Below are 18,787 nucleotides of genomic sequence, written 5' to 3'. Positions count from 1 at the left end.
TTGCGTCGGCCGGGCCTGACATCGATAGCTCTGGGGCGGGAGGAGGACCCGCCGGCGGGTGACCGGCCCGTGCGGCGGATACGACGATCCGGCCGCACGCGCGTGCGTGGTGAACTCACCCGCAACTGGTCGTGGCGGCCTCGGCTTCGAATTGCTTCTCGCCTGGTGCGGTCGCCTTCAGCCTGGCGGTCAGTGTTGCCGCGTTGTTTCCCACCATCTCTTCTTCAATCCCAGCGTTGGGCCCGGCCTGCGCGGCCAGCGTGCGGGCGTCGGCGACGGTCTGTACGCGGCCCTCCTGCTCGCCCTGTCCGATTACACTGCCGTCATAGGGAACTTCGGAGCCCTCGCCCAGCCCCCACCATTTGCCGGGTTCCGGCTCGTCACCCTCCGAGCAACGGGCCTCCTCCCACACGATGGCCATGATGTAGTCGTGGCCTGCCTCGATGCGCGGGCGATCGTGCAGGGCCATCGGTACGGGCTCGCCCACCTTGCCGTCGTTGAAGGCGAAACCCACGGCGTTGTATGTCCAGCCGTCCGGCGCGGGTTTAGGCGCGCCCTCGCGCGACCACAGGACCTCGTTGACCCGCAGGTCAACCGCGCGGCCGATGAGACCTTCGCCGCGTTCGAGTTCGGTCTGAGTGGGCTGGAGCCGCTGTTCGGAGGCAGCACTGACGACGACCACGTGGTCGGCGTACGTCACCCAGTCGGTGGCGGTGACACTGGGCAGGCGGTCGTCGGCTTCGGCCATGACCATCTTGTGCGGCTGCGCGGGAGAGCCGCCGGTGGCGGTGGCCATCGAGCCGCTCACGGCGGCCGTGGCCGTGATGAGCGCGGCGGCGATCCCCACGCCGGCGATGGTGAAATGACGTCTCACGGCTCCCCCTAGTATGTGGCGTTGATGTTCTCGACGTTGTTGGCGCCGAGCTTGTTGTGGCCGGTCGACGGCGTCACCATGCAGCCCAGCCGGTCGTCGGTCTTGGACAGCTCGGGGCTGGAGTTGTCGCCATGCTGGAGGCCGACGGCATGCCCGGTCTCGTGACACACCCGCGCGTAGGTGTAGCGGCCGTTGCCCCGGATGCGGACAACTTGCTGGTCGCAGTCCAGGAGGTCGTTGCCTGTCGCGTCGCACCACGTCATTCCGGCGGCGGTGTCGTTCAGGCCCGCGGAGCCCTCCTGGTACACGATGTCGGTCTCGCCGCTTCCTGAGAACACCGGCGTCGAGTCGTAGTGAATGGACAGCCGGGTGGGCGAGTATTCGCCGCTCAGGGCGTTTCTGACCATGTCCTTGTCGACGGACTCCAGCTTGAATTCGCCGCTGCTGTCCATGTAGTAGTAGACGGCGGAATTGTCGGTCTGGCAGGGATATCCATTGTGCATGCCTTTCAGGCACAGGCCGCCGGTGACCGAGGTGGGGAACATGTTGTCGGTGGCGGCGGCCCAGGCCACCCCCACTGCGATCATCAGAGGAACGAGGGCCATGGCGATGACGCCAGTGACCCGTCGGCGGACCAGCTTGCCGTGGAATGCTAACACTGTTTTCCTTTACGGGTTTGCCGAAGAGGTGCGCGCCATCGCCGGCCAATATGGCGATGACTCCCGGGATGGCCGGCGTTGATGTTTATAGTCAATATGGAACGGAGCGTCAATGCGGCACATAAGAGCGGATTTGACGAGTGCTCTCGCTCCACAAAAGTTGATTCAGGGTGAACTCCCGGGGACCGGCGATGTGAAGGATCTCCCAGACCGTGGAGGCCGCGATCGTGCATCCCGGGCGGGCCGACTCGCCTTGGAGTCTCCTGTGCCCCTGGGTCGGGTTCTCCCGCGCCATCCGCACCATCATTGCCTTGACCGGCCGCCGGGAGCGCGGGGCGTCCTGGGCACCGCCCGTCCGTGAAGGTCCATTTGCGTGCCACGAGGTTGCGATGCCAGCGTAAGATCGTCGCCGGGGTGACCGGGAACACCTCCGCCCACCGCCGGCGGCGGATCAGCCGGGACAATAACGCAAGCCAGAGTCGGTCGGCGTGACCCCACGGCAACTGACCACCGAGCTGACGGCGAGTATTTGGTTCTCGCGACGGAGCACCAGCACTCGACGTCCTTCGACAGATTAGAGCGGACGAGGACCGCCAGCGGGCCGGACAAGCACCTCACCAACCGGTAGGCCAGCGGAACTGCTGGAAGGTGATCGCGCTGCCCGGCGGGCGCACCCGTGGGACCTGACGGGCAAGCCGGACCGGCCCCTCGGCGCACTCGTTGATCGCTCCGCTGAGCACCTTTCGGCGCTGAATCCGGCCTTCCAGCGGCACCACAAGCACGAACCAGCCGACACCGCGCGAGTTAACCAGCAGGGTCGTACAGGTTCGCCTGCTCTTGCCCTTCGGCTTGATGAACAGCCACCCCCCACACGCTCAGAGCAGGATGGGGCGTCCTTGGCGCAGTCCGGCGCGCAGAAAAACCTCGGGCGCCGAGTTGCTGGCACGCATAGGGACCGTCATCCCCGCACACCGCGCCTGTCGCCAGCGCCAGCGCCAACGCAGAGCGGAAGCGCCTGGATGATCAGCTTGCTCGTCGCTTCGACAGAGGAGTCGTCGACGGTCCGGCCGGTGTTGACGACACGCCACTGCGTGAGCCCGACCAGTAGGTCGAGGGCCAGGTCGAGGTCGAGGTCGGCGGGCAACTGGCCACGCTCCACCGCGCTCCTCAGGAACCGCTCGCACGCGGTCCTGCGCGGTTGCCGGATCGCGGTGTCGAATGCCTCGGAGAGCCCGGGGTTGCGGGCGGCCTCGGCTGTCAGATCGAGCACGATGCGCATGACCAGGGGATCCGACAGCGTATCCGCCACCGCTCGGACGTAGGCTCGCACGTCGCCACTCAGGTCACCGGCCCCGCCTGCCGGAACCTCCCGGGAGGCGACGACGTCGATGAGGTCGACCACCATCGCCTCTTTCGACGGCCACCGCCGGTAGAGCGCGGCCTTTCCCGTACCGGCCCGCCGGGCCACCGCCCCCATTGACATACCGGCATAACCTGCCTCCGCCAGCTCGGCGACCGCCGCCGCGACGATGGTGTCGGTAACTGTCTGGCGCAGCACGGCGGCGCCACGACCACGCGGGCGGATCTCGGCCATATCGGCGATGGTACCCGAGACGGAACGGTTGCGTCCCAACTTCATGGCCGCCTATCCTCCAAATGGAACGGATAGGTTCCGTCCTGAATCGAGGAAGACATGACCGACGTAGACGTGCTCATCGTCGGAGGCGGACCGACCGGGCTGACGCTGGCTTGCGAGCTGGCCCGGCGCGGCGTCACCTTCCGAGTGATCGACAGATCATCCGAATTCCACCGCCAGTCCCGGGGTAAGGGCATACAGCCGCGCAGCCTGGAGGTGTTCGACGATCTCGGCGTGGTCCAGGACTTCCTGGACTCAGGAACCGCCGAGATGCCGGCGCGGATTTACATGGACCGCCGGTTCGTCGCGGAGCTACACCTCCTGGCCGGTGCCCATCCGCGGCCGGATGTGCCGTACCCGACGCTCGTCCTGCTGCCGCAGTGGCGCACCGAGCAGATACTGCGCGCCCGCCTGACCGAGCTGGGCGGTCACGTAGAGCGCGGCCTGCAGCTGGCCGACCTCAAGCAGTCCGACAGCCAGGTCGTCGCGCAGCTCACCACGGGTGAGGTGATCCACGCCTCCTACCTCGTAGGCTGCGACGGCGGAAGCAGCACCGTGCGCGAGGCCGCCGGGATCACCTTCCTCGGGCTGGTGTCGGAGACCGAGCACTACCTGCTCGGCGACGTGGAGGTGGACGGCCTGCCCCGCGACGGCTCCTATGTCTGGTACGCGGCGGATGAGTCCTCCGTGGGCCTCGCGCTGCTGCCCGGTACGCAGTCGTGGCAGTTCGGCCTCACCGTACGCCCCGGCGAGGAGGGCGCCGGCCAGGAACCCTCACTCGAGCTTTTCCAGCGCCTGTTCGCGCAGCGAACCGGCCGGACGGATGTGCGCCTGCACAACGCCACCTGGCTGTCGCGCTTCAGCTACAAGGTACGGCTCGCCGACCGCTACCGTGCCGGCCGCGTCTTCATCGCCGGAGACGCCGCCCACGTCCACCCGATCGCGGGCGGTCTCGGCATGAACACCGGCATCCAGGACGCCTACAACCTGGGCTGGAAGCTGGCCCTCGCGGTACGCGGCCAAGCCCCCGACAGCCTGCTCGACACGTATGAGCGGGAGCGCCGCCCGGTGGCCGAATCCGTGCTCAAGACCAGCGGCGCCAGCATGACCGCGCTGTTCTCCACCAAGCCTCTGATGACCTTCCTTCGCGACCGGATCATCCTGCCGCTGATGCGCAGCCCCGCGGTGACCAAGGCGATCGTCAGCAAGACCTCCCAGCTCAGCGTGAACTACCGCAACTCCGAGCTGTCGGTCGGCGACAAGGGCAAGGTCCGTCCCGGCGACCGGGCGCCCGACTCGCCGTGCCGGCATCCGGTGACCGGCGAGCAGTCGCGGCTGTTCGACCTCTTCCGCGGCCCTCACTTCACGCTGCTCCAGTTCGGCGCGGTGGTGCCAGGTCTGGCCGAGCGCCTGGACGCACTCTACGGCGACGACATCCGCGTCTACCATCTGGAGCCAGGGCCCCCGAGCAAGCGCTATGGCGCCAACAGGGGCACGCTCGTCCTCGTCCGGCCGGACGGCTATGTGGCCGTACGGACCCGGTCAGGCGACGCAGTGGTCGACTACCTGAGGACAATCTCAGTCGCCTGAATCGGGACGAGCCTCTTCCAGCCGCTGCTGCCACACTTGAGCGGCCGGGCCGATGCGCGTGACGGTGACACCGGGCAAGGTCCCGGAGGGCACCGTGTCGTTCCGCGCGAGCACGGGCACCCTGACCCACGAACTCGTCGTGCTGCCGCTCGCGAAGGGGCGGGCCATCGGGAAGCGGCCGACGGGATCCGATGCTCGCGTGAGCGAGACGGGCAGCCTCGGCGAGGCGTCGCGCAACTGCGGCGGAGGCGAGGGCCAGGGCATCGCGCCGGGCTCCGTGAGCTGGGTGACGCTGATTCTGCACCCTGGACGGTACGAGCTGCTGTGCACCTTCCCGGGGCATTACGCCGCGGGCATGCACGCAGCGTTCGATGTCACCAGGTAACGCGGAACCCGCGTGAGGTCAGCGGATCTGGAAGTCAGGGTTGCGGGCCTTGAACGTGCACTCACCCACGAACTTGACCGTCTTGCCGGGCTTGATGCTCTTCCAGCCGGTGCTCTTCTGCTGGGAACCATTGCCGATCATATTTTTGCACCAGAACACCAGGCGAGCCTTACCGGTCCTGTTCCCCTTGTTCCAGCACTTTCCCCAGACGGTCGTGTTGCCAGTGCCGGGAGTATTGCATGCCACCCTCGCTCCGCTTGCCGTGAACGTGGAGGAGGCCGCCGCCTGCGCAACGCCGCCGCCGATCGACAGCAGTACGGAAATCATGCCGACGCCGACGCCGACGGCCAGCGAACGCTTTACCGTGGTCACTTTTCGTTTCTCCTGTGGTCGGATATTCGTGCGTATGGATGAAAAAGGCGTCGTATCGCGCCTTGGCCACCATGCTGGCACGCGGCCTCCAGCCGACCAAGGAATCTTTGTCCAGAGCCCGTCCAAAGCGGCGTTCCAGCGGGTTGGACAAATGAAATCGCAGGTCAGGGCGGGCCCACTTGGACGTCGAGGAACACCCCGCGTTTGAGCGGGAACAGCACTCGGCCCTGCGCATCGGTCATTTTCCAGGAGATGTGGCAGTTCCCAGGCTTATCCGGCGCCTTCACCCGCACCGCGATGTCCACGGTCTGGCCGGGCGCCGTCGAAGGTATGGTCACCTTTTCCGGCGACCGGCACGGGGATTTGCTGACACGTGCCAGAAATCGGCCCTCCCAGGCGACCGTTCCGGTGTTGTGAATTCTCCATATCTTCTTGAAGGAAGAGCCCGGCCGCACTTTCGAACCGTCCGGGTACGTGACGTCGGCCACGAATTCGGAGTTGTCCACGGGAGCCGGGCTCGTCGTCGGCCCCGAGGGCGGGGGATTGTTTCGGAGCACCTTCGTGGCCAGCGTGAAGAACACCGCTCCAGCCACCGCCATCGTGGCCGCGGCCACCACGTAGAAGAGGAGACGGCTGCGCTGCGCAGGCCGGGGTGGGAGAGCCGGGTCCGTCCCCGCGTCAAGCGGCGGCGCCTCGTCCTGCGTCCCGTCGACGGTGCCCGTGCCGGCAGGGGAGCTGTCCGCCCTGGCACGCTCCCAGAGGTCCCGCCACTCCTGCCGGGTCTTCTCCGGGTCGCCGCCCAGGCGGTCGACCGCCAGGACCCGGACGTACTCCCAGGTTGTCTCCCACGTAGGAAGCTTGCGTCCTTGTGCGGCGCTGGCCAGGGACGACTTCGAGGCCGCCGCGCCGAGCCGGGAGGCCATCTCCGCGTAGGACGGGTCGCCGGCCACCTGCTTCAGCTGCACCAGCTTGTCTGCGAACGCCTCTGTCGGCCCTGAGCCGGGATCGGGCCGAGTCGGCTGTCGTCCTCGTCGATTCCTGGGACCCTGCGTCTCCACGTTCTGTTCACCTTCCTCGTGTGCCGACTACCGGTGGCCGGTGGTGGCGCCTTTCTCTTCCTCCCACTGGCTCCGTCCAATGTCCAAGCCCGGTCCTTTGGACGGAGCCTGGACAAAGTTCGCTGGGATGGGCGGCCATCCGATGGCAGGGTGGTGGACATCCCCGCCGGCACGCCGCCGGGATCACCGGGATGACGTCCACGCTCACGGCGTCACGCCTTGGCCCTGCGAAGGGACTCCCAACGGGGGATGATTCAGCCCGCCGGCCGTCGCGGCTGTCGGTGTCACCTACGTGCTGTCGGCCGTCGGGGGCGCCGTCCCTGCCGTCGACGTCCCCGGGCACGCCGGTCCGGCGGGCTGAATCCGCAGCTCGGCGAGGTGACCTGAGCACAGTAGAAAGGAACTGTTCATGTCCGTGATCACTCGTATGGCCGGCCTGCGGATCCGAGCGGCCGTCGTCGCCGCCTCCACCGCCGTTGTCGCCGGTCTGGGCGTCGGGGTCAGCGCCACTCCGGCCTCGGCGGACGTCCACCGCGGAGTCGCCGGGTGTTTCGCTTGGTCCTGGGGGGACGGCAACACGTCCGTGACCGTGTACTGGCACAACCGGTGCGGCAACAAGCGCAAGCTGTACATCAAGTACAGCCTGGGCTGGACCACCAAGAACTACACGGCGGTCGTCAAGGCCGACGGCAAGGGGCACAAGAGGTTCCAGACCGCTTCGATCGTGTCCATCAAGGACGGCGGCCGCGCCTAGCCCGAGGGCCGCGACAACGGAAATGAGCACATTACTCCTTGTCGGTGGAGGGCCCGAGGTCAAGACCGCAGGATGAACCGCTCCGAGCCGCGCGAACCTGGGCGGTGGGCCGGAACGGTGGGCCCGGTCATCCTTCGCGTGTCAGGTTCCGTTCCGGATGTTCTGCTTCCGGATTGCGGGATGTCGTGAAGCCCGACACGAGCCCCTGTGCTTGCCGGAGAGAGGCAGTCCCGATGACGACGGCGCCGTGGTCACACTGGCACCTGCTCGGGAATGACGGGACGACGAGGGTTTACGGGCCCCGGCGGGATCAGGGCGGAACATCGTCAAACCCGTGGTGTCTCCCACCAGCTGAGAACGCTTCGGCCCTGACCAGCTCCCATGCTCCTTCGTGGCTGGGGAAAAGATGAAGGGCCGACGCATAGCCGGGTCACGGTGGTGACGTCGTGCCATCCTGCCTCTGGCCGGCGCTATCCGGTACGAGTCGTAGGAGGATTTCATAGAGGTCGCGAAGCCGGTCAGCGTCGACGGGGGGAAAGACGACGGTTGCTCCAACCGCAAGCAGGTAGGGCAACAGGGCCGCCGTCCGGGCCTCCTCGTCGCTGGCGACGGCCGATCGCCACACCCGCTGGAGTGCGGACAGTCTGGCCTCGTCCAGGCGAGTCTGCACGGCACGCACATCCGCATCCCATGTCGCCCACGCCCGCACTGCGACATCGAGTTCTGGACGATAAAGTCCTGTGCCGCCAGGGCGGACGAGTTTCGTCAGCCGTGCGAGGATCACCCGGGCACCAGCCGATTCACCGACGTCGGAAATTGCATTTTCGAGCGTTTCGATCGATAGGTGCTCGAAATGGGCGAGAAGCGCTTTCTTGTATCCCTCGGCGCCATCGAAGTGATGGTGGAACGACCCTTTCGACAGGTTGAGTCGAGCGGCGATCCGGTCGATTCGAATCCCTGCTGCGCCTTCTTCAGCGAGGACCTTCAAGCCTTCGTTCAGCCACCGGTCTCGTGCCGCGCTCATCCGGCAAACATACCATCGGGTATGGAGTGATCCGCGCTCGCCGAGGCGCATGCGAGCTTCATGCCACGAAGCTGAAGACGCCGACTGCGATGCAGATCAGCAGCATGACGGTGGCGTTGAGGAAGAGGTTACGGCCGAAGTCTCGAGCCGCGATGTGCATCGCGATGGCGACCATGAAGTAGAGGACGAGCGCAGCACAGGTCACAGCACCGAGATACGGCAGCCAGATGCCCAGGATCAGACCGGCCGCGGCGGCGAACTTCAGCGGCGGCATGATCCACCAGTAACGTCGCGGCCAGTTCACGTCTTCGAAGCACTGGGCGATGAACGGAACGGGCTTGATGCACATGACGGCGTCACCGGCCTGGATGATCGCTAGCACGACAACCGGCCAAACCGGATCGGGCAATGCTGACATGTCTCTCCTCTGGCTATGATGATGCACTAGTGCCGTACCATACCGTATAGTATGGATCGCGCGGATGGAGGCCGGCCTTGCCGGCAGGCAATGGATGGGCTACGCGCCGAGTCCCAGGAGCAGGCGCGGTTGGCCGAGACCGTCCTGATGCCCATGAGGAGAAAGGTGCGTGACGCGATCGACCGTGCGCGTTCAGGAGAGGAAGAGTGCGCGGCTCGGCGTGGCGCGGTCAGTCACGATGCTGATGTCGGCGGCAGTTCTGATGTGCTGTGGAGCTCTCTTCACCACCGCGCTCGCTCAAGCGGAATCAACGCAGCGAATTCAGGTCCAGACCTCGATCGAAGCCGTGTGAGTGCCGTTCGCGAACTACGCCACGCACGAAGGCTGCAGGCAGCGCGGGCGGGCTGCAGGATTTGCCGTAGGCTTCGCTGGTGCAACTCCTACCGCTCCAGCGCGCAGGAGACTGACCCGCACGCGATCGTCAAGCCGGTGATGGACGTGGTACCTCCGGGCTCGTTCCTGGTGGTGTCGCATGCGCGCAACTGACGGGCGGCACACCTCAGGCCGGGGTGTGCGCACCGCTCTCACGCGGCCTGATCTCCAACATTTCGGAACGGATACCTTCTCCCCCATGCCTCATCGGATCCTGGCCCTGACCGCCGTACTCACGCTGGCCACGGCCGGATGCGGGGTGCTGCCGACGAAGGAAGCCGCGCCCCCGCCCGCCACCACCGCGCCGACGTCGAGTGCCCCGGCCACCAGCGCTCCACCCGCCACCGCCACGGCATCGGATCAAGACGCCCGACCGGCCCTGGCCGAAACCCGCAGCACCATGACCGAGCACCTCAAGGTCGAGGTCGTCGGCCTCAATCGCGTCAAGGGCAAGCACCTCATCGCCCAGATCCGGCTATCCAACACCGGCACCGACAAGCACCTGTCCTGGCCCGGCGAGATGGGCGACCACACCCGCCCCCTCGGCCAGATCAAGTGGGCCTCCGGCATCGGCGTCCTTGACGCGCAGGCCCGTACCTGGATCCTGCCGTACCAACCTGCCAACTCCCCCTGCCTGTGCAGTGACCTGGACCGCGACGGCCTCGGCCGCTTCATCGACCCCGGCCAATCAATCACCGTCTACGCGGTGCTGCCCGCACCGTCGGGCAACCCTGTGGCGACCACCGTCGTCACCCCCGTGAGCCCGCCGATGCTCAACGTGCCCATCAGCGACGAAACTCCGACCGGCGACTTTCCCGACCCTGATGCCGAGCCCGTCACGCCGGTCACCCGCCGCCTCATTCTCCCCTCGGAGTCCCTGGACAAATCGGAGGAGACCGCCGACGACGGCAAGGAGTTGCAGGTCAACCTCTCCTCCGACGTGTTGTTCGCGGTGGACAAGGCCACTCTCACTCCCCGTGCCAAGTCGATCATGGCCCGCACGGCCAAGCTCATCGACGCCTCCCCCGCCACAGTGGTGACGGTGGCGGGGCACGCCGACTCCTCCGGCAACGACGCCATCAACGACCCGCTGTCACTGCGCCGCGCCCAGGCGGTGCAGCGCACCCTGTCGGCACTGCTGTCCCGGGACGGGATCCGCTTCCAGGCCAAGGGGTACGGCTCGCGCCGCCCGCTGTACAAGAACGACAGCGATGAGGGCAAGCGCCGCAACCGCCGCGTCACCGTGACCTTCCCCAAACCTCAGCCTGCCGCCCAGGAACCGGTGGCCACGACCTCTCCCGGCCCGACCGGCCTGACCGGCACCACCAAGGCCGACGGACAGCCCATCGCCATGGAGATCACGGGCCTGCGCCGGCTGCCCGGCGGCCTCGGCCTGCTCACCTACAAGATCACCAATGAGGGAACGGCCGAGACGTGGTTCAGAGACCTTCACCACACCCAGGACTGGGAGGCGTACAAATACCAGGCCGCAACCAACGTCCGCGTGACCGACGTCGCCGCCCGCCGCCAGTACCTGCCCGGCCGCCTGGAGGTCCCCACCGATGACGGCGTGGACTCCTACTGCGCATGCACCGACGTCTCCGGCGTCCGCATCAGCACCGAGAAGTTCGCACCAGGCCGGACCCGCGAGTTCTGGAACCTCTTCGCCCTGCCTGACACCGCCGACACCCTCAAGGTCAAGATCGGCCCGTTCCGCGACCTGCAGATCCCGATCCAGTAGTGGCATCCAGGGGTTCACAGCCCGAGGTCCGGCGGCCGACCGCAAGGGATCGCCCACGATGGGAGCGCTTCGGGAGCCCGCGGTTGACGCGGTCAGCTCACAGCGCGCCGTGACGGCGACGGCGGCTACGGCCGGTGCTGCCGCCCGATCTGGACCGCGACCCCGTCCAGCAAGAGCCGCAGCCCGGCCTCGAAGAACGCGGTCAGGTCGAATTGCAGCCGGTCGTCGAGCGGCGCCGTGTGCGTTGAGAGCCCGGCATGAAAGGACGGGAGATGGGCGTTGTACCACTGGTCAGGCGACAGCCCCGTGTGCCGCTCCGCGTCGTGCTGCGCCTCCAGGTTCGTGGCCGTTCCCCTTACGTGGTTGGCCACCGCCCACCACACGACCCGGGCCGCCTCGGGGTCGAGGCCGAGCCCCAGTACGGCGCTCATGCCCCAGTCGCCGAACCTGAGCATGTTGGGCCGCGGCTGCGGATGGGTGAGCGACATGAGCCGGGGCAACCAGGGGTGGCGCAGATAGAGGCGCCACTGCAGGCGCGCCGCGAGTTCCAGATGGGCCCGCCAGCCCGGCGGAGGCTCTTGCGGTAGCTCCAGCTCGCCGAACACGGCGTCGGCCATGAGCGTGGCCATTTCCTCCTTGCCACGTACCAGGCCGTACAGCGACATGGTGGGCATGCCGAGCGTTGTCGCGACGCCGCGCATGGACACCGCCTCGAAGCCCTGCGCGTCCGCGATGGCGATCGCCGCGCGCACGACCCGCTCGCGCTCGGCGTTCTGGCGGGCCGCCACCGGACGCCGAGCGCGAGCCCGGCCCGCCCCGGGACGGGGCGCGGGTGCGGTTACGGGGGCCGGTTCGGCCACGACGGTGCCGACGCGGGGGACGGCCATCACCCGCCCCCGCCGGCGCAGCGTGTCCAGCGCCTTGGTGGCGGTCGCGGTGGCCACTCCCCACTGTGCGGCGGCCTGCCTGATGGAGGGGACGCGGTCGCCGGGCCGCAACTCGCCCCTGTTGATGCGCCGCTCGATCTCCCGCACGATCCGCAGGTACGGCGGCTCGGAACCGCTCCCGGCTCGTTGCACGGCCAATCGTCTCCCAACTTCTGTACTAGGGCAGCTGCGACGCGGCCGCAGCGGCCGAGCAGCCCTCGTCCCGCCCCTGGTGAACGGTCGATTCTTGGCCTAGCACATCGCGAGCGGCTGCGCTGTACCGGGCGTTTGTCCGGTGTACCGTCTCGCTTCGTACACCGTACAACTGATTGACCGAGGTGAACATGGACCACTACGACCGTTACCTGCACGGACCCTTCGCACCAGTGAAGGAGGAGATCACCGCCTATGACCTGCCCGTGACCGGACGCCTGCCCGCCGATCTGAACGGCCGCTACCTGCGACTGGGCCCGAACCCGCTCGGCGTGGAGGACCCCGTCACGCACTTCTGGGCCTTCGGCGCGGGAATGGTGCACGGAGTGCGCATCCGCGACGGCCGCGCCGAGTGGTACCGCAACCGGTGGGTCCGCTCGACGGAGGTCTCCGACGCACTGGACAGGATGCGGCGCGGGCTGCAGCCGCCCGCGTTCCTGCCGCCCTCCCCGAACATCCACGTGCTCCGTCACGCCGGGCGCACCCTGGCCCTGTCAGAGGCCGGCGGGCTGCCGCACGAGCTCGGCTACGAGCTCGACACGATCGGGGAGTGCCCCATGGGCGCCACGCCCGACGGTTCCAGCGCCAACGCACACTCCAAGGTCGATCCGCGCACCGGCGACCTGCACTCGGTGGCGTATGTGCTGGGACGTCCGTTCGCGCAGCACATCGTCACCGACCCGGCGGGAACGGTCACCCGGATCACTGACATCCCGCTGCCCGGGGAACTCCCGTTCCTCCACGACTTCGCGCTGTCGGAGAACTTCGTGGTCGTGTTCGACATCCCGCTGACGTTCAACATGGACGCGATGCGTTTCCGCTGGAACCCCGCGCACCAGGCCCACGTGGGCGTCCTGCCCCGGGCGGGAGGGCAGGTCCGCTGGTTCCCCGTCGACGCCTTCTTCGTCAGCCACATCCTCAACGCCTACGACGACGGCTCGACGATCACCGTGGACCTGATCGTCGCCGACGGGCCCGTGGACGTCGCCGATCCCGGCGGCATCAAGCCCAGGCTCGACCGCTGGAGCATCGACCTGCGCGCCGGACGGCTGGAGCAGCGGTGCGTGGACGACCGGGCCCAGGACTTCCCGCGCGTGAACGACGCCTACGCCTCCCGTCCGCACCGCTACGGCTACTCCGCGGTGACCCCGGTGTACGGCATGCAATTCACCCCCGAAGGCCCGCACCCCGACGACGCGTTCACCAACGCGCTGGTCAAGCACGACCTGGTGCGGGGCACGACGGAGGTGCACGGCTTCGCGCGAGACGCCGCCGTCGGCGAGGCCGCCTTCGCCGCGAACCCGAGCGGCGACCAGAACGAGGACGCGGAGGACGCCGGTTACCTGATGGCCTACGTCGCCGATCCCGAGCGCGGCGCCTCGGACCTGGTGATCCTGTCCGCTCAGGACTTCACCGGGCCGCCCGTGGCACGCGTCCACCTGCCCGTACGCGTGCCCCTCGGCTTCCACGGAAACTGGATCCCGGACGCCTGAAAATCGTTCCACAGCAGTGACGACCATGCCGGTCAGGTCGAGATGTATGCGCAGGTCGCCCGGGGTTTGACTTCGTCCACCTTGGTGTGGGCGGCGGTGACGGGAAGCTTTCGGCGGCACGACTGCACCCATCGCTCCATGACCGCGTTCACGCGCGGCATCCGGATCGCGGTGAGTACGGTCTGGATGCCGGCCCCGGGTCGAAGTCGCGCGCGATGCCGGGCGAGCAGCCTCCAGCAGCCGAGCTCCTCGGCCGGCTGGTGACCGTCTCGGTGCAGCCGCGCCACTCTCAGATCACCGCGCATGTCCTCGCCCTTTGCCGGCCGCGGTGCCGCTACAGCAGCCGGACAAATGGCTCCTTTGACACGCCACGCTTGAGGAAGCGTCGAGTGGCCGGTGGCGTCGATGGGCCGGCTCGGCGGGATGCCGCACGAACGGAACGGCATGCGGCGAGACGTTGACCGCACTCCTGAGGGAAGCCCGTGCCCGGTAAGCGGCGATCACCTACGGTTCCCGTTATGCGGACTCCTGCGCTCACAACCGATGTGCTCGTCGGCAGGCACGAGTTACAGCAGCGCGTCGACGAACTGACCGGCGCTGCTCGTACGGGACAGGGCGGCGCACTGGTGCTGGAAGGCGAGGCGGGCATCGGCAAGAGTGCCCTGCTGGAATACGCCAGAAATGCGGCGTCCGGGTTCCGGGTGGTCCGGACGTCCGGGTCGGAGTTCGAGCAGGAACTGCCGTACTCCGCGCTGCACCAGCTGTGTGTGCCGATGCTGAAGCACCTCAATGAGCTGCCGGACCGGCATCGCGACGCCCTGCGGGTGGCCTTCGGGCTGGCCGAGGGCACACCCGACCCGTTCCGGATCGGTCTGGCGGCGCTCGGACTGGTGACAGCGGCGGCCCAGGAGCGGCCCCTGTTGTGCTTGATCGATGACGCGCAGTGGGTCGATACCGCGTCGGCGAGGGCGATGGTCTTCCTCGCCCGCCGGGTCGCCGCCGACCCTGCAGCGATGATCTTCGCGGTGCGGCCGACGTACGCGGCGCATGGATTCGGCGAGCTGCCGCAGCTGGCCGTCCATGGTCTGAGCGACGAGGACGCCAAGGTTCTGCTGACGACGCGGAGCCCGTTCCCCCTCGATGATCAGGTCCGGGACCGGCTCGTCGCCGAGGCCCACGGGAACCCGCTGGCGCTGCTGGAGCTGCCCCGCGCCGGTGGCTTCGTCCCGCCTGACGGGTCCTCGGTTCCGACCCGGATCGAGTACGGCTTCCGAGCCAGGCTGGCCGGTCTGTCCGCCGAGGCCAGGCTGCTGCTGATCGTGGCGAGCGCCGACCCGACCGGCGACCCTGGCCTGCTCTGGCCGGCCGCCGGTCAGCTGAACCTCGATGTGACACCGGCCAGCGCGGAGGCGGACGCGACGGGACTGGTCGAGTTCGGTGCCCGCATCCGCTTCTGTCACCCGTTGGCACGTTCGGCGGTCTACCGCGCCGCCGACGCCGTCGAACGCCGCTCGGCACACGAGGCGCTGGCGGCGGTCACCGACCCGATCACGGCGCCGGACCGCCGGGCCTGGCACCGCGCCCAGGCGAGCCCCGGCCCCGATGACGGCGTCGCCGACGAGCTGGAACGGTGCGCGACGCGTGCTCAGGGACGCGGGGGCGTGGCAGCCGCGGCGGCCTTCCTCGAGCGTTCGGTGGCGCTGTCGCTGGATCCGGAACGCCGGATCGTTCGAACTCTGCACGCCGCCCAGGCCAGCTTCGACGCGGGGGCGTCCGGCAAGGCGGCGAGCCTGCTCGCGATCCTCGAGACCACCCCGCTGGACGAGTTCCAGCACGCTGACGTCGACCTGCTGCAGGGCCGGATCGCCTTCACCCGGCACGGCGACGGCTCCGGACCGATGCTGATGGTGCGTGCCGCCCAACGGCTGGCGAGTCTCGATCCGGACCGGGCACGTGACTGTTTCCTCGATGCCGTCGAGATGAGCCTGTCCGTCGGCCGCGGCGGTGTCGTCATCGATCGGGTCCTCACCGCGGCCCGGTCCACGGCGCCGGCGCCGAGCTCACCGGACGCCCTTGACGCCTTGATCGTGCTGGCCACCGACGGGTACGAGGCCGCGGTACCGCTGCTTCGCCACGCCCTCTACGACAGAGGCGAGCGGTTCTGGACGCGCCGTCCCGCGCTCGCCACGATGATCGCCGTCGAGCTGTGGGACCTGGACACCCTGGCCGCCATCGCCGCATGGCTGGTGAAGGCGGGCCGGGCGTCGGGCTCGCCGCTGCTGCTCAGGCTCGGCCTCGCGCAGAAGGCGGTCGAGGCCATCCTGATCGGCGACATCGGGCAGGCGATCGCCACCACCGCGGAGGAGGCGGCGATCGCCGACGCGACCGGCGCTCCCCCGCTGCTCCATCACCGGCTGCATCTCGCCGCGCTGCGCGGCCGCCGCGACGAGGCTCTCGAGCTGTGCGAGGCGGCCACCGCGGCACCGACCACCGGATGGCCCGGGCAGGTCACGAACCTGCACTGGACCACAGCCATGCTTCACAACGGGCTGGCCGACTACCCGGCCGCGCTGGCCGCGGCCCGTAGGGCCACCGAGCACGGTGACCTGTTCCTCACCGGAGCGGCCCTGCCGGAGCTGATCGAAGCCGCGGTCCGTTGTGACGACTACCTCACCGCATCGCAGGCACTGGACTCCCTCACCGAGCGCACACAGGCCGGCGGAACCATCACCGGCCGGGGAGTCGCGGCCTACTCACGAGGGCTCGTGACCGGCATCGAGGATCACTACCGGGAAGCCGTCGACCTGCTCGCCGAGGGCCCGCTGCTCCCCTACCTGGCCCGGGCGCACCTCCTGTACGGGGAATGGCTGCGGCGCGAAGGGCGACGGCGTGACTGCCGCGAGCACCTGCGCACCGCCCACGAGCTGCTGTCCGGAGCCGGAGCGGAGGCATTCGCCCGGCGGGCCGCCGACGAGTTGCGCGCCACCGGCGAGAAGGTCCCGGCCCGGTCCGAGCGAACGTACGGGAAGCTGTCCATGCAGGAGGTCGCCGTCGCCCGCCTCGTGGCCTCGGGCGCCACCTCGAACGAGGTCGCCGTCCAGCTCTACGTCAGCAAACGCACCGTGGACGCCCACCTGCGCAACATCTTCCGCAAGCTCGGCATCAACTCACGCAGGCAGCTCAAGGATCACCCCGACCTCGCCATCCAGGACAGACCCGACGGCCGGTGAGACCGCTCCCCGGAAGGGAACCGCTATCCGGCGTCGGGCACGAGGACGACCTTGCCGGTCACGGTTCGTGACTCGGCGAGGGTCATCGCCGCCGCGGCGTCGGAGAGCGGGAGCCTCGCGGCGATCTGCGGGGCGAGAGTGCCGTCGGCCAGCAGTCGCAGCACCTCGGTGAGGTCGTCGCGCAGGCGGGTACGGAAGGCGTCCGCGCGCCGGCGGCCGGCCCAGAAGTCGTAGAAGTAGGCGTTGCGGCCGTTGGGGAGGTAGTTCCAGAGCATCAGCCGGAAATACGACTTGAGGACCGGAATCCGGGCATTGCCCTCGCTGTCCTTGGTGGCCGCGGTCCCGTACGACACCAGGGTTCCGCCGCGGCGCAGCAACTGCCACGACTGCCGCAGCCCGGTGCCGCCGACGTGGTCGAACACCGCGTCCACGCCGTTCGGGGCGAGCTGCCGGATCCGGTGGTACATGCCGGGGTCGCGGTAGTCGACCGGGGTCGCACCCAGCTTCCGCACCGTCTCATGGTGACGTGCCGACGCGGTGCCGATCACCGTGATCCCGGCGTGGCGGGCCAGTTGCACCAGCGTCGTGCCGACGCCGCCGTTGGCACCGAGGACCACGATCGTCCCGCCGCGGCGAACCTTGGCCATCCGGTGCAGCATCTGCCAGGCAGTGATCCCGTTGACGACGACCGTCTCCACCTCGGCCGCGTCCAGGCCGTCCGGCACGGGTACCAGGTCGGCGGCGTCCACCTGGACGTGGCTGGCCCAGGCGCCGATCTTGGTCACGGCGGCGTACCGCCTGCCGATCAGCGTGGCGTCCACGCCGGGGCCCGCCGCGACCGCCGTGCCGACCACGTCGTAGCCGGGTACGAAGGGGAAGCTCGGCTGGTCGTAATACCGGCCGCGGCGCATCTGCTGCTCGGCGAACGAGATGCCGGTCGCCTCCATCCGCAGCAGGACGTTGCCGGCGGCCGGTGTCGGCAGCGGCCGGGTGCGGAGCTGCAACCCGTCCGGCTCGACCTTGCCGGGCATGACGATCTCAAGGGCTGTGCCGGTCATCGAAGGCTCCTCGGTTGGATTGTTGTCACGTGCTACCTGGCCGGCACCGCTGAGGGCCGTACACCGGTCTCCCGCAGGAACGCCGACGACAGGTGCCCGGGGCTGCTGAAACCACAACGCCGAGCCACCTGGCTCACCGTCATCCCGTTCTCCAGAAGGTGTGTGGCGTGCGCGATGCGCAGCCGGGTGAGGTACCGGCCCGGGGTCTCTCCCGTCGCCTGCTTGAACACCCGCAGGAAGTGATAAGGGCTCAACCGCACTTCCTCGGCCAGCTCCGCCAGACGCACCGGCTCACTCAACCGGTCATGCATGTACGCGATGGCCTTCTGCACGCGAACGTCCTCACGCCTCGTACGGTCCGCCGAGCCTCGCCGGCCGTCGCGGATCGCCAGGTGCACCACCAGAAATCGCGCAGCCGCATCGGCATAGAGCTCGTCCGCACCCGCCGCGGTGGCGGCGGCCAGCGACTTGAGCACCGCGCCGATCAGTTCGCCGCTGCCCGAGGCCGGATGCCGCGCCGGGGGTGCCGGGCCACCGAGCTCGGCAGCCGTCCGGCCGACCACGTCAGCGGGGAGATGGACGTGGATGGAGTGCATCGGCGCCGTCGTCTCGTACCGCAGGCGAGTCGGTACGCCCGGCGTGGCCATGCCGATCTCGCCCGGCGTGATGGGTGTGGTCCGCCAGCCTTCGCCGGTGTCGATGTGCAGCTTGCCGGCGCCGCCGGTGATCAGCCACAGGTGTGTGTCGGCCGAGGCCGGCATGACCATCTCACCGGCGGCCTCGAGGTGCTCGAACTTCTGGACGAGCAGCGAGCGCCATCCGGGCCGTTCCCAGCTGCACAACGATCGGCGGACGAACCGGTCCAGGTCCAGGCCGGCGTAGCCGCCCATGTCGAAGCGCGATTCCCTCTGCATCAGCGAGACC

The 18,787-nt window shown here is 68.6% G+C and carries 18 protein-coding genes; 7 read left to right on the top strand and 11 right to left on the bottom strand.

The annotated features are described in order from the left end of the window. Positions 1-115 precede the first annotated feature (115 nt). The 3 genes from ACWDX9_RS13605 to ACWDX9_RS13595 form a co-directional block, all read right to left on the bottom strand. On the bottom strand, positions 116-847 hold the full coding sequence (locus ACWDX9_RS13605) for a hypothetical protein (RefSeq protein ID WP_449952938.1): 732 nt from the start codon (positions 845-847) through the stop codon (positions 116-118). Between the two features lie 35 nt (positions 848-882). Next, a complete protein-coding gene (locus tag ACWDX9_RS13600) occupies positions 883-1,479 on the bottom strand; it encodes a hypothetical protein (protein WP_449952935.1) in 597 nt (198 codons plus the stop codon). Between the two features lie 1,012 nt (positions 1,480-2,491). Beyond that, positions 2,492-3,172, bottom strand: coding sequence for a TetR/AcrR family transcriptional regulator (locus ACWDX9_RS13595; RefSeq protein ID WP_449952933.1), 681 nt, complete (start codon positions 3,170-3,172; stop codon positions 2,492-2,494). 54 nt (positions 3,173-3,226) lie between these two features. Between ACWDX9_RS13595 and ACWDX9_RS13590 the strand changes: the two genes are divergently transcribed. After that, a complete protein-coding gene (locus tag ACWDX9_RS13590) occupies positions 3,227-4,759 on the top strand; it encodes an FAD-dependent monooxygenase (RefSeq protein ID WP_449952929.1) in 1,533 nt (510 codons plus the stop codon). A gap of 52 nt (positions 4,760-4,811) precedes the next feature. After that, entirely contained in the window at positions 4,812-5,144 is a 333-nt protein-coding gene (locus tag ACWDX9_RS13585; protein ID WP_449952927.1) for a hypothetical protein, read from the top strand. Positions 5,145-5,162: 18 nt separating this feature from the next. Here the strand turns inward: ACWDX9_RS13585 and ACWDX9_RS13580 are convergent, their stop codons facing one another. Both ACWDX9_RS13580 and ACWDX9_RS13575 read right to left on the bottom strand, forming a co-directional pair. Then, positions 5,163-5,516, bottom strand: a complete 354-nt coding sequence (locus tag ACWDX9_RS13580; RefSeq protein ID WP_449952924.1) for a hypothetical protein — start codon at positions 5,514-5,516, stop codon at positions 5,163-5,165. A 164-nt stretch (positions 5,517-5,680) separates the two neighbouring features. Continuing rightward, positions 5,681-6,481, bottom strand: coding sequence for an NBR1-Ig-like domain-containing protein (locus tag ACWDX9_RS13575; RefSeq protein ID WP_449952921.1), 801 nt, complete (start codon positions 6,479-6,481; stop codon positions 5,681-5,683). Positions 6,482-6,983: 502 nt separating this feature from the next. On the opposite strand from ACWDX9_RS13575, the gene ACWDX9_RS13570 reads away from it, so the two are divergent. Continuing rightward, positions 6,984-7,328, top strand: coding sequence for a hypothetical protein (locus ACWDX9_RS13570; RefSeq protein WP_449952918.1), 345 nt, complete (start codon positions 6,984-6,986; stop codon positions 7,326-7,328). A 430-nt stretch (positions 7,329-7,758) separates the two neighbouring features. Here ACWDX9_RS13570 and ACWDX9_RS13565 read toward each other — a convergent pair whose 3' ends face one another. Beyond that, the gene (locus ACWDX9_RS13565; RefSeq protein ID WP_449952915.1) at positions 7,759-8,352 is read right to left on the bottom strand and encodes a TetR family transcriptional regulator; all 594 of its coding nucleotides are present in this window, start codon (positions 8,350-8,352) and stop codon (positions 7,759-7,761) included. Positions 8,353-8,410: 58 nt separating this feature from the next. Then, entirely contained in the window at positions 8,411-8,770 is a 360-nt protein-coding gene (locus tag ACWDX9_RS13560) for a DoxX family protein (RefSeq protein WP_449952913.1), read from the bottom strand. A gap of 169 nt (positions 8,771-8,939) precedes the next feature. On the opposite strand from ACWDX9_RS13560, the gene ACWDX9_RS13555 reads away from it, so the two are divergent. Then, positions 8,940-9,122 (top strand): hypothetical protein, encoded by a 183-nt coding sequence (locus ACWDX9_RS13555; protein WP_449952910.1) that lies wholly within the window; start codon positions 8,940-8,942, stop codon positions 9,120-9,122. A gap of 279 nt (positions 9,123-9,401) precedes the next feature. After that, positions 9,402-10,943: an OmpA family protein gene (locus ACWDX9_RS13550; protein WP_449952907.1), complete on the top strand. Its 1,542-nt coding sequence runs from the start codon at positions 9,402-9,404 to the stop codon at positions 10,941-10,943. 125 nt (positions 10,944-11,068) lie between these two features. Here the strand turns inward: ACWDX9_RS13550 and ACWDX9_RS13545 are convergent, their stop codons facing one another. Next, positions 11,069-12,022, bottom strand: a complete 954-nt coding sequence (locus tag ACWDX9_RS13545) for a GntR family transcriptional regulator (protein WP_449952904.1) — start codon at positions 12,020-12,022, stop codon at positions 11,069-11,071. Between the two features lie 185 nt (positions 12,023-12,207). Here ACWDX9_RS13545 and ACWDX9_RS13540 point away from each other — a divergent pair, with 185 nt between their 5' ends. Continuing rightward, the gene (locus ACWDX9_RS13540) at positions 12,208-13,575 is read left to right on the top strand and encodes a carotenoid oxygenase family protein (protein ID WP_449953037.1); all 1,368 of its coding nucleotides are present in this window, start codon (positions 12,208-12,210) and stop codon (positions 13,573-13,575) included. A 32-nt stretch (positions 13,576-13,607) separates the two neighbouring features. Here the strand turns inward: ACWDX9_RS13540 and ACWDX9_RS13535 are convergent, their stop codons facing one another. After that, complete coding sequence (locus ACWDX9_RS13535) at positions 13,608-13,880, bottom strand: hypothetical protein (RefSeq protein WP_449952901.1); 273 nt, start codon at positions 13,878-13,880, stop codon at positions 13,608-13,610. A 213-nt stretch (positions 13,881-14,093) separates the two neighbouring features. On the opposite strand from ACWDX9_RS13535, the gene ACWDX9_RS13530 reads away from it, so the two are divergent. Beyond that, the gene (locus ACWDX9_RS13530) at positions 14,094-16,805 is read left to right on the top strand and encodes an ATP-binding protein (protein WP_449952899.1); all 2,712 of its coding nucleotides are present in this window, start codon (positions 14,094-14,096) and stop codon (positions 16,803-16,805) included. Between the two features lie 23 nt (positions 16,806-16,828). On the opposite strand, the gene ACWDX9_RS13525 is transcribed toward ACWDX9_RS13530, so the two are convergent. Together ACWDX9_RS13525 and ACWDX9_RS13520 are read right to left on the bottom strand one after the other, a co-directional pair. Next, positions 16,829-17,863, bottom strand: coding sequence for a medium chain dehydrogenase/reductase family protein (locus ACWDX9_RS13525; RefSeq protein ID WP_449952896.1), 1,035 nt, complete (start codon positions 17,861-17,863; stop codon positions 16,829-16,831). Positions 17,864-17,895: 32 nt separating this feature from the next. Then, positions 17,896-18,777, bottom strand: a complete 882-nt coding sequence (locus ACWDX9_RS13520) for a helix-turn-helix domain-containing protein (protein WP_449952893.1) — start codon at positions 18,775-18,777, stop codon at positions 17,896-17,898. Positions 18,778-18,787 lie beyond the last annotated feature (10 nt).

The organism is Nonomuraea sp. NPDC003201 (assembly GCF_053590415.1).
This window is presented reverse-complemented; position numbering and strand designations above follow the sequence as displayed.

Excerpts from the sequence above, each read along its gene's own strand:
- ACWDX9_RS13570 (WP_449952918.1), top strand. The coding sequence starts at position 6,984 with ATGTCCGTGATCACTCGTATGGCCGGCCTGCGGATCCGAGCGGCCGTC.
- ACWDX9_RS13530 (WP_449952899.1), top strand. The coding sequence starts at position 14,094 with ATGCGGACTCCTGCGCTCACAACCGATGTGCTCGTCGGCAGGCACGAG.
- ACWDX9_RS13535 (WP_449952901.1), bottom strand. The coding sequence starts at position 13,880 with ATGCGCGGTGATCTGAGAGTGGCGCGGCTGCACCGAGACGGTCACCAG.
- ACWDX9_RS13600 (WP_449952935.1), bottom strand. The coding sequence starts at position 1,479 with ATGGCCCTCGTTCCTCTGATGATCGCAGTGGGGGTGGCCTGGGCCGCC.
- ACWDX9_RS13585 (WP_449952927.1), top strand. The coding sequence starts at position 4,812 with ATGCGCGTGACGGTGACACCGGGCAAGGTCCCGGAGGGCACCGTGTCG.
- ACWDX9_RS13525 (WP_449952896.1), bottom strand. The coding sequence starts at position 17,863 with ATGACCGGCACAGCCCTTGAGATCGTCATGCCCGGCAAGGTCGAGCCG.
- ACWDX9_RS13595 (WP_449952933.1), bottom strand. The coding sequence starts at position 3,172 with ATGAAGTTGGGACGCAACCGTTCCGTCTCGGGTACCATCGCCGATATG.
- ACWDX9_RS13565 (WP_449952915.1), bottom strand. The coding sequence starts at position 8,352 with ATGAGCGCGGCACGAGACCGGTGGCTGAACGAAGGCTTGAAGGTCCTC.
- ACWDX9_RS13520 (WP_449952893.1), bottom strand. The coding sequence starts at position 18,777 with ATGCAGAGGGAATCGCGCTTCGACATGGGCGGCTACGCCGGCCTGGAC.
- ACWDX9_RS13550 (WP_449952907.1), top strand. The coding sequence starts at position 9,402 with ATGCCTCATCGGATCCTGGCCCTGACCGCCGTACTCACGCTGGCCACG.
- ACWDX9_RS13590 (WP_449952929.1), top strand. The coding sequence starts at position 3,227 with ATGACCGACGTAGACGTGCTCATCGTCGGAGGCGGACCGACCGGGCTG.
- ACWDX9_RS13560 (WP_449952913.1), bottom strand. The coding sequence starts at position 8,770 with ATGTCAGCATTGCCCGATCCGGTTTGGCCGGTTGTCGTGCTAGCGATC.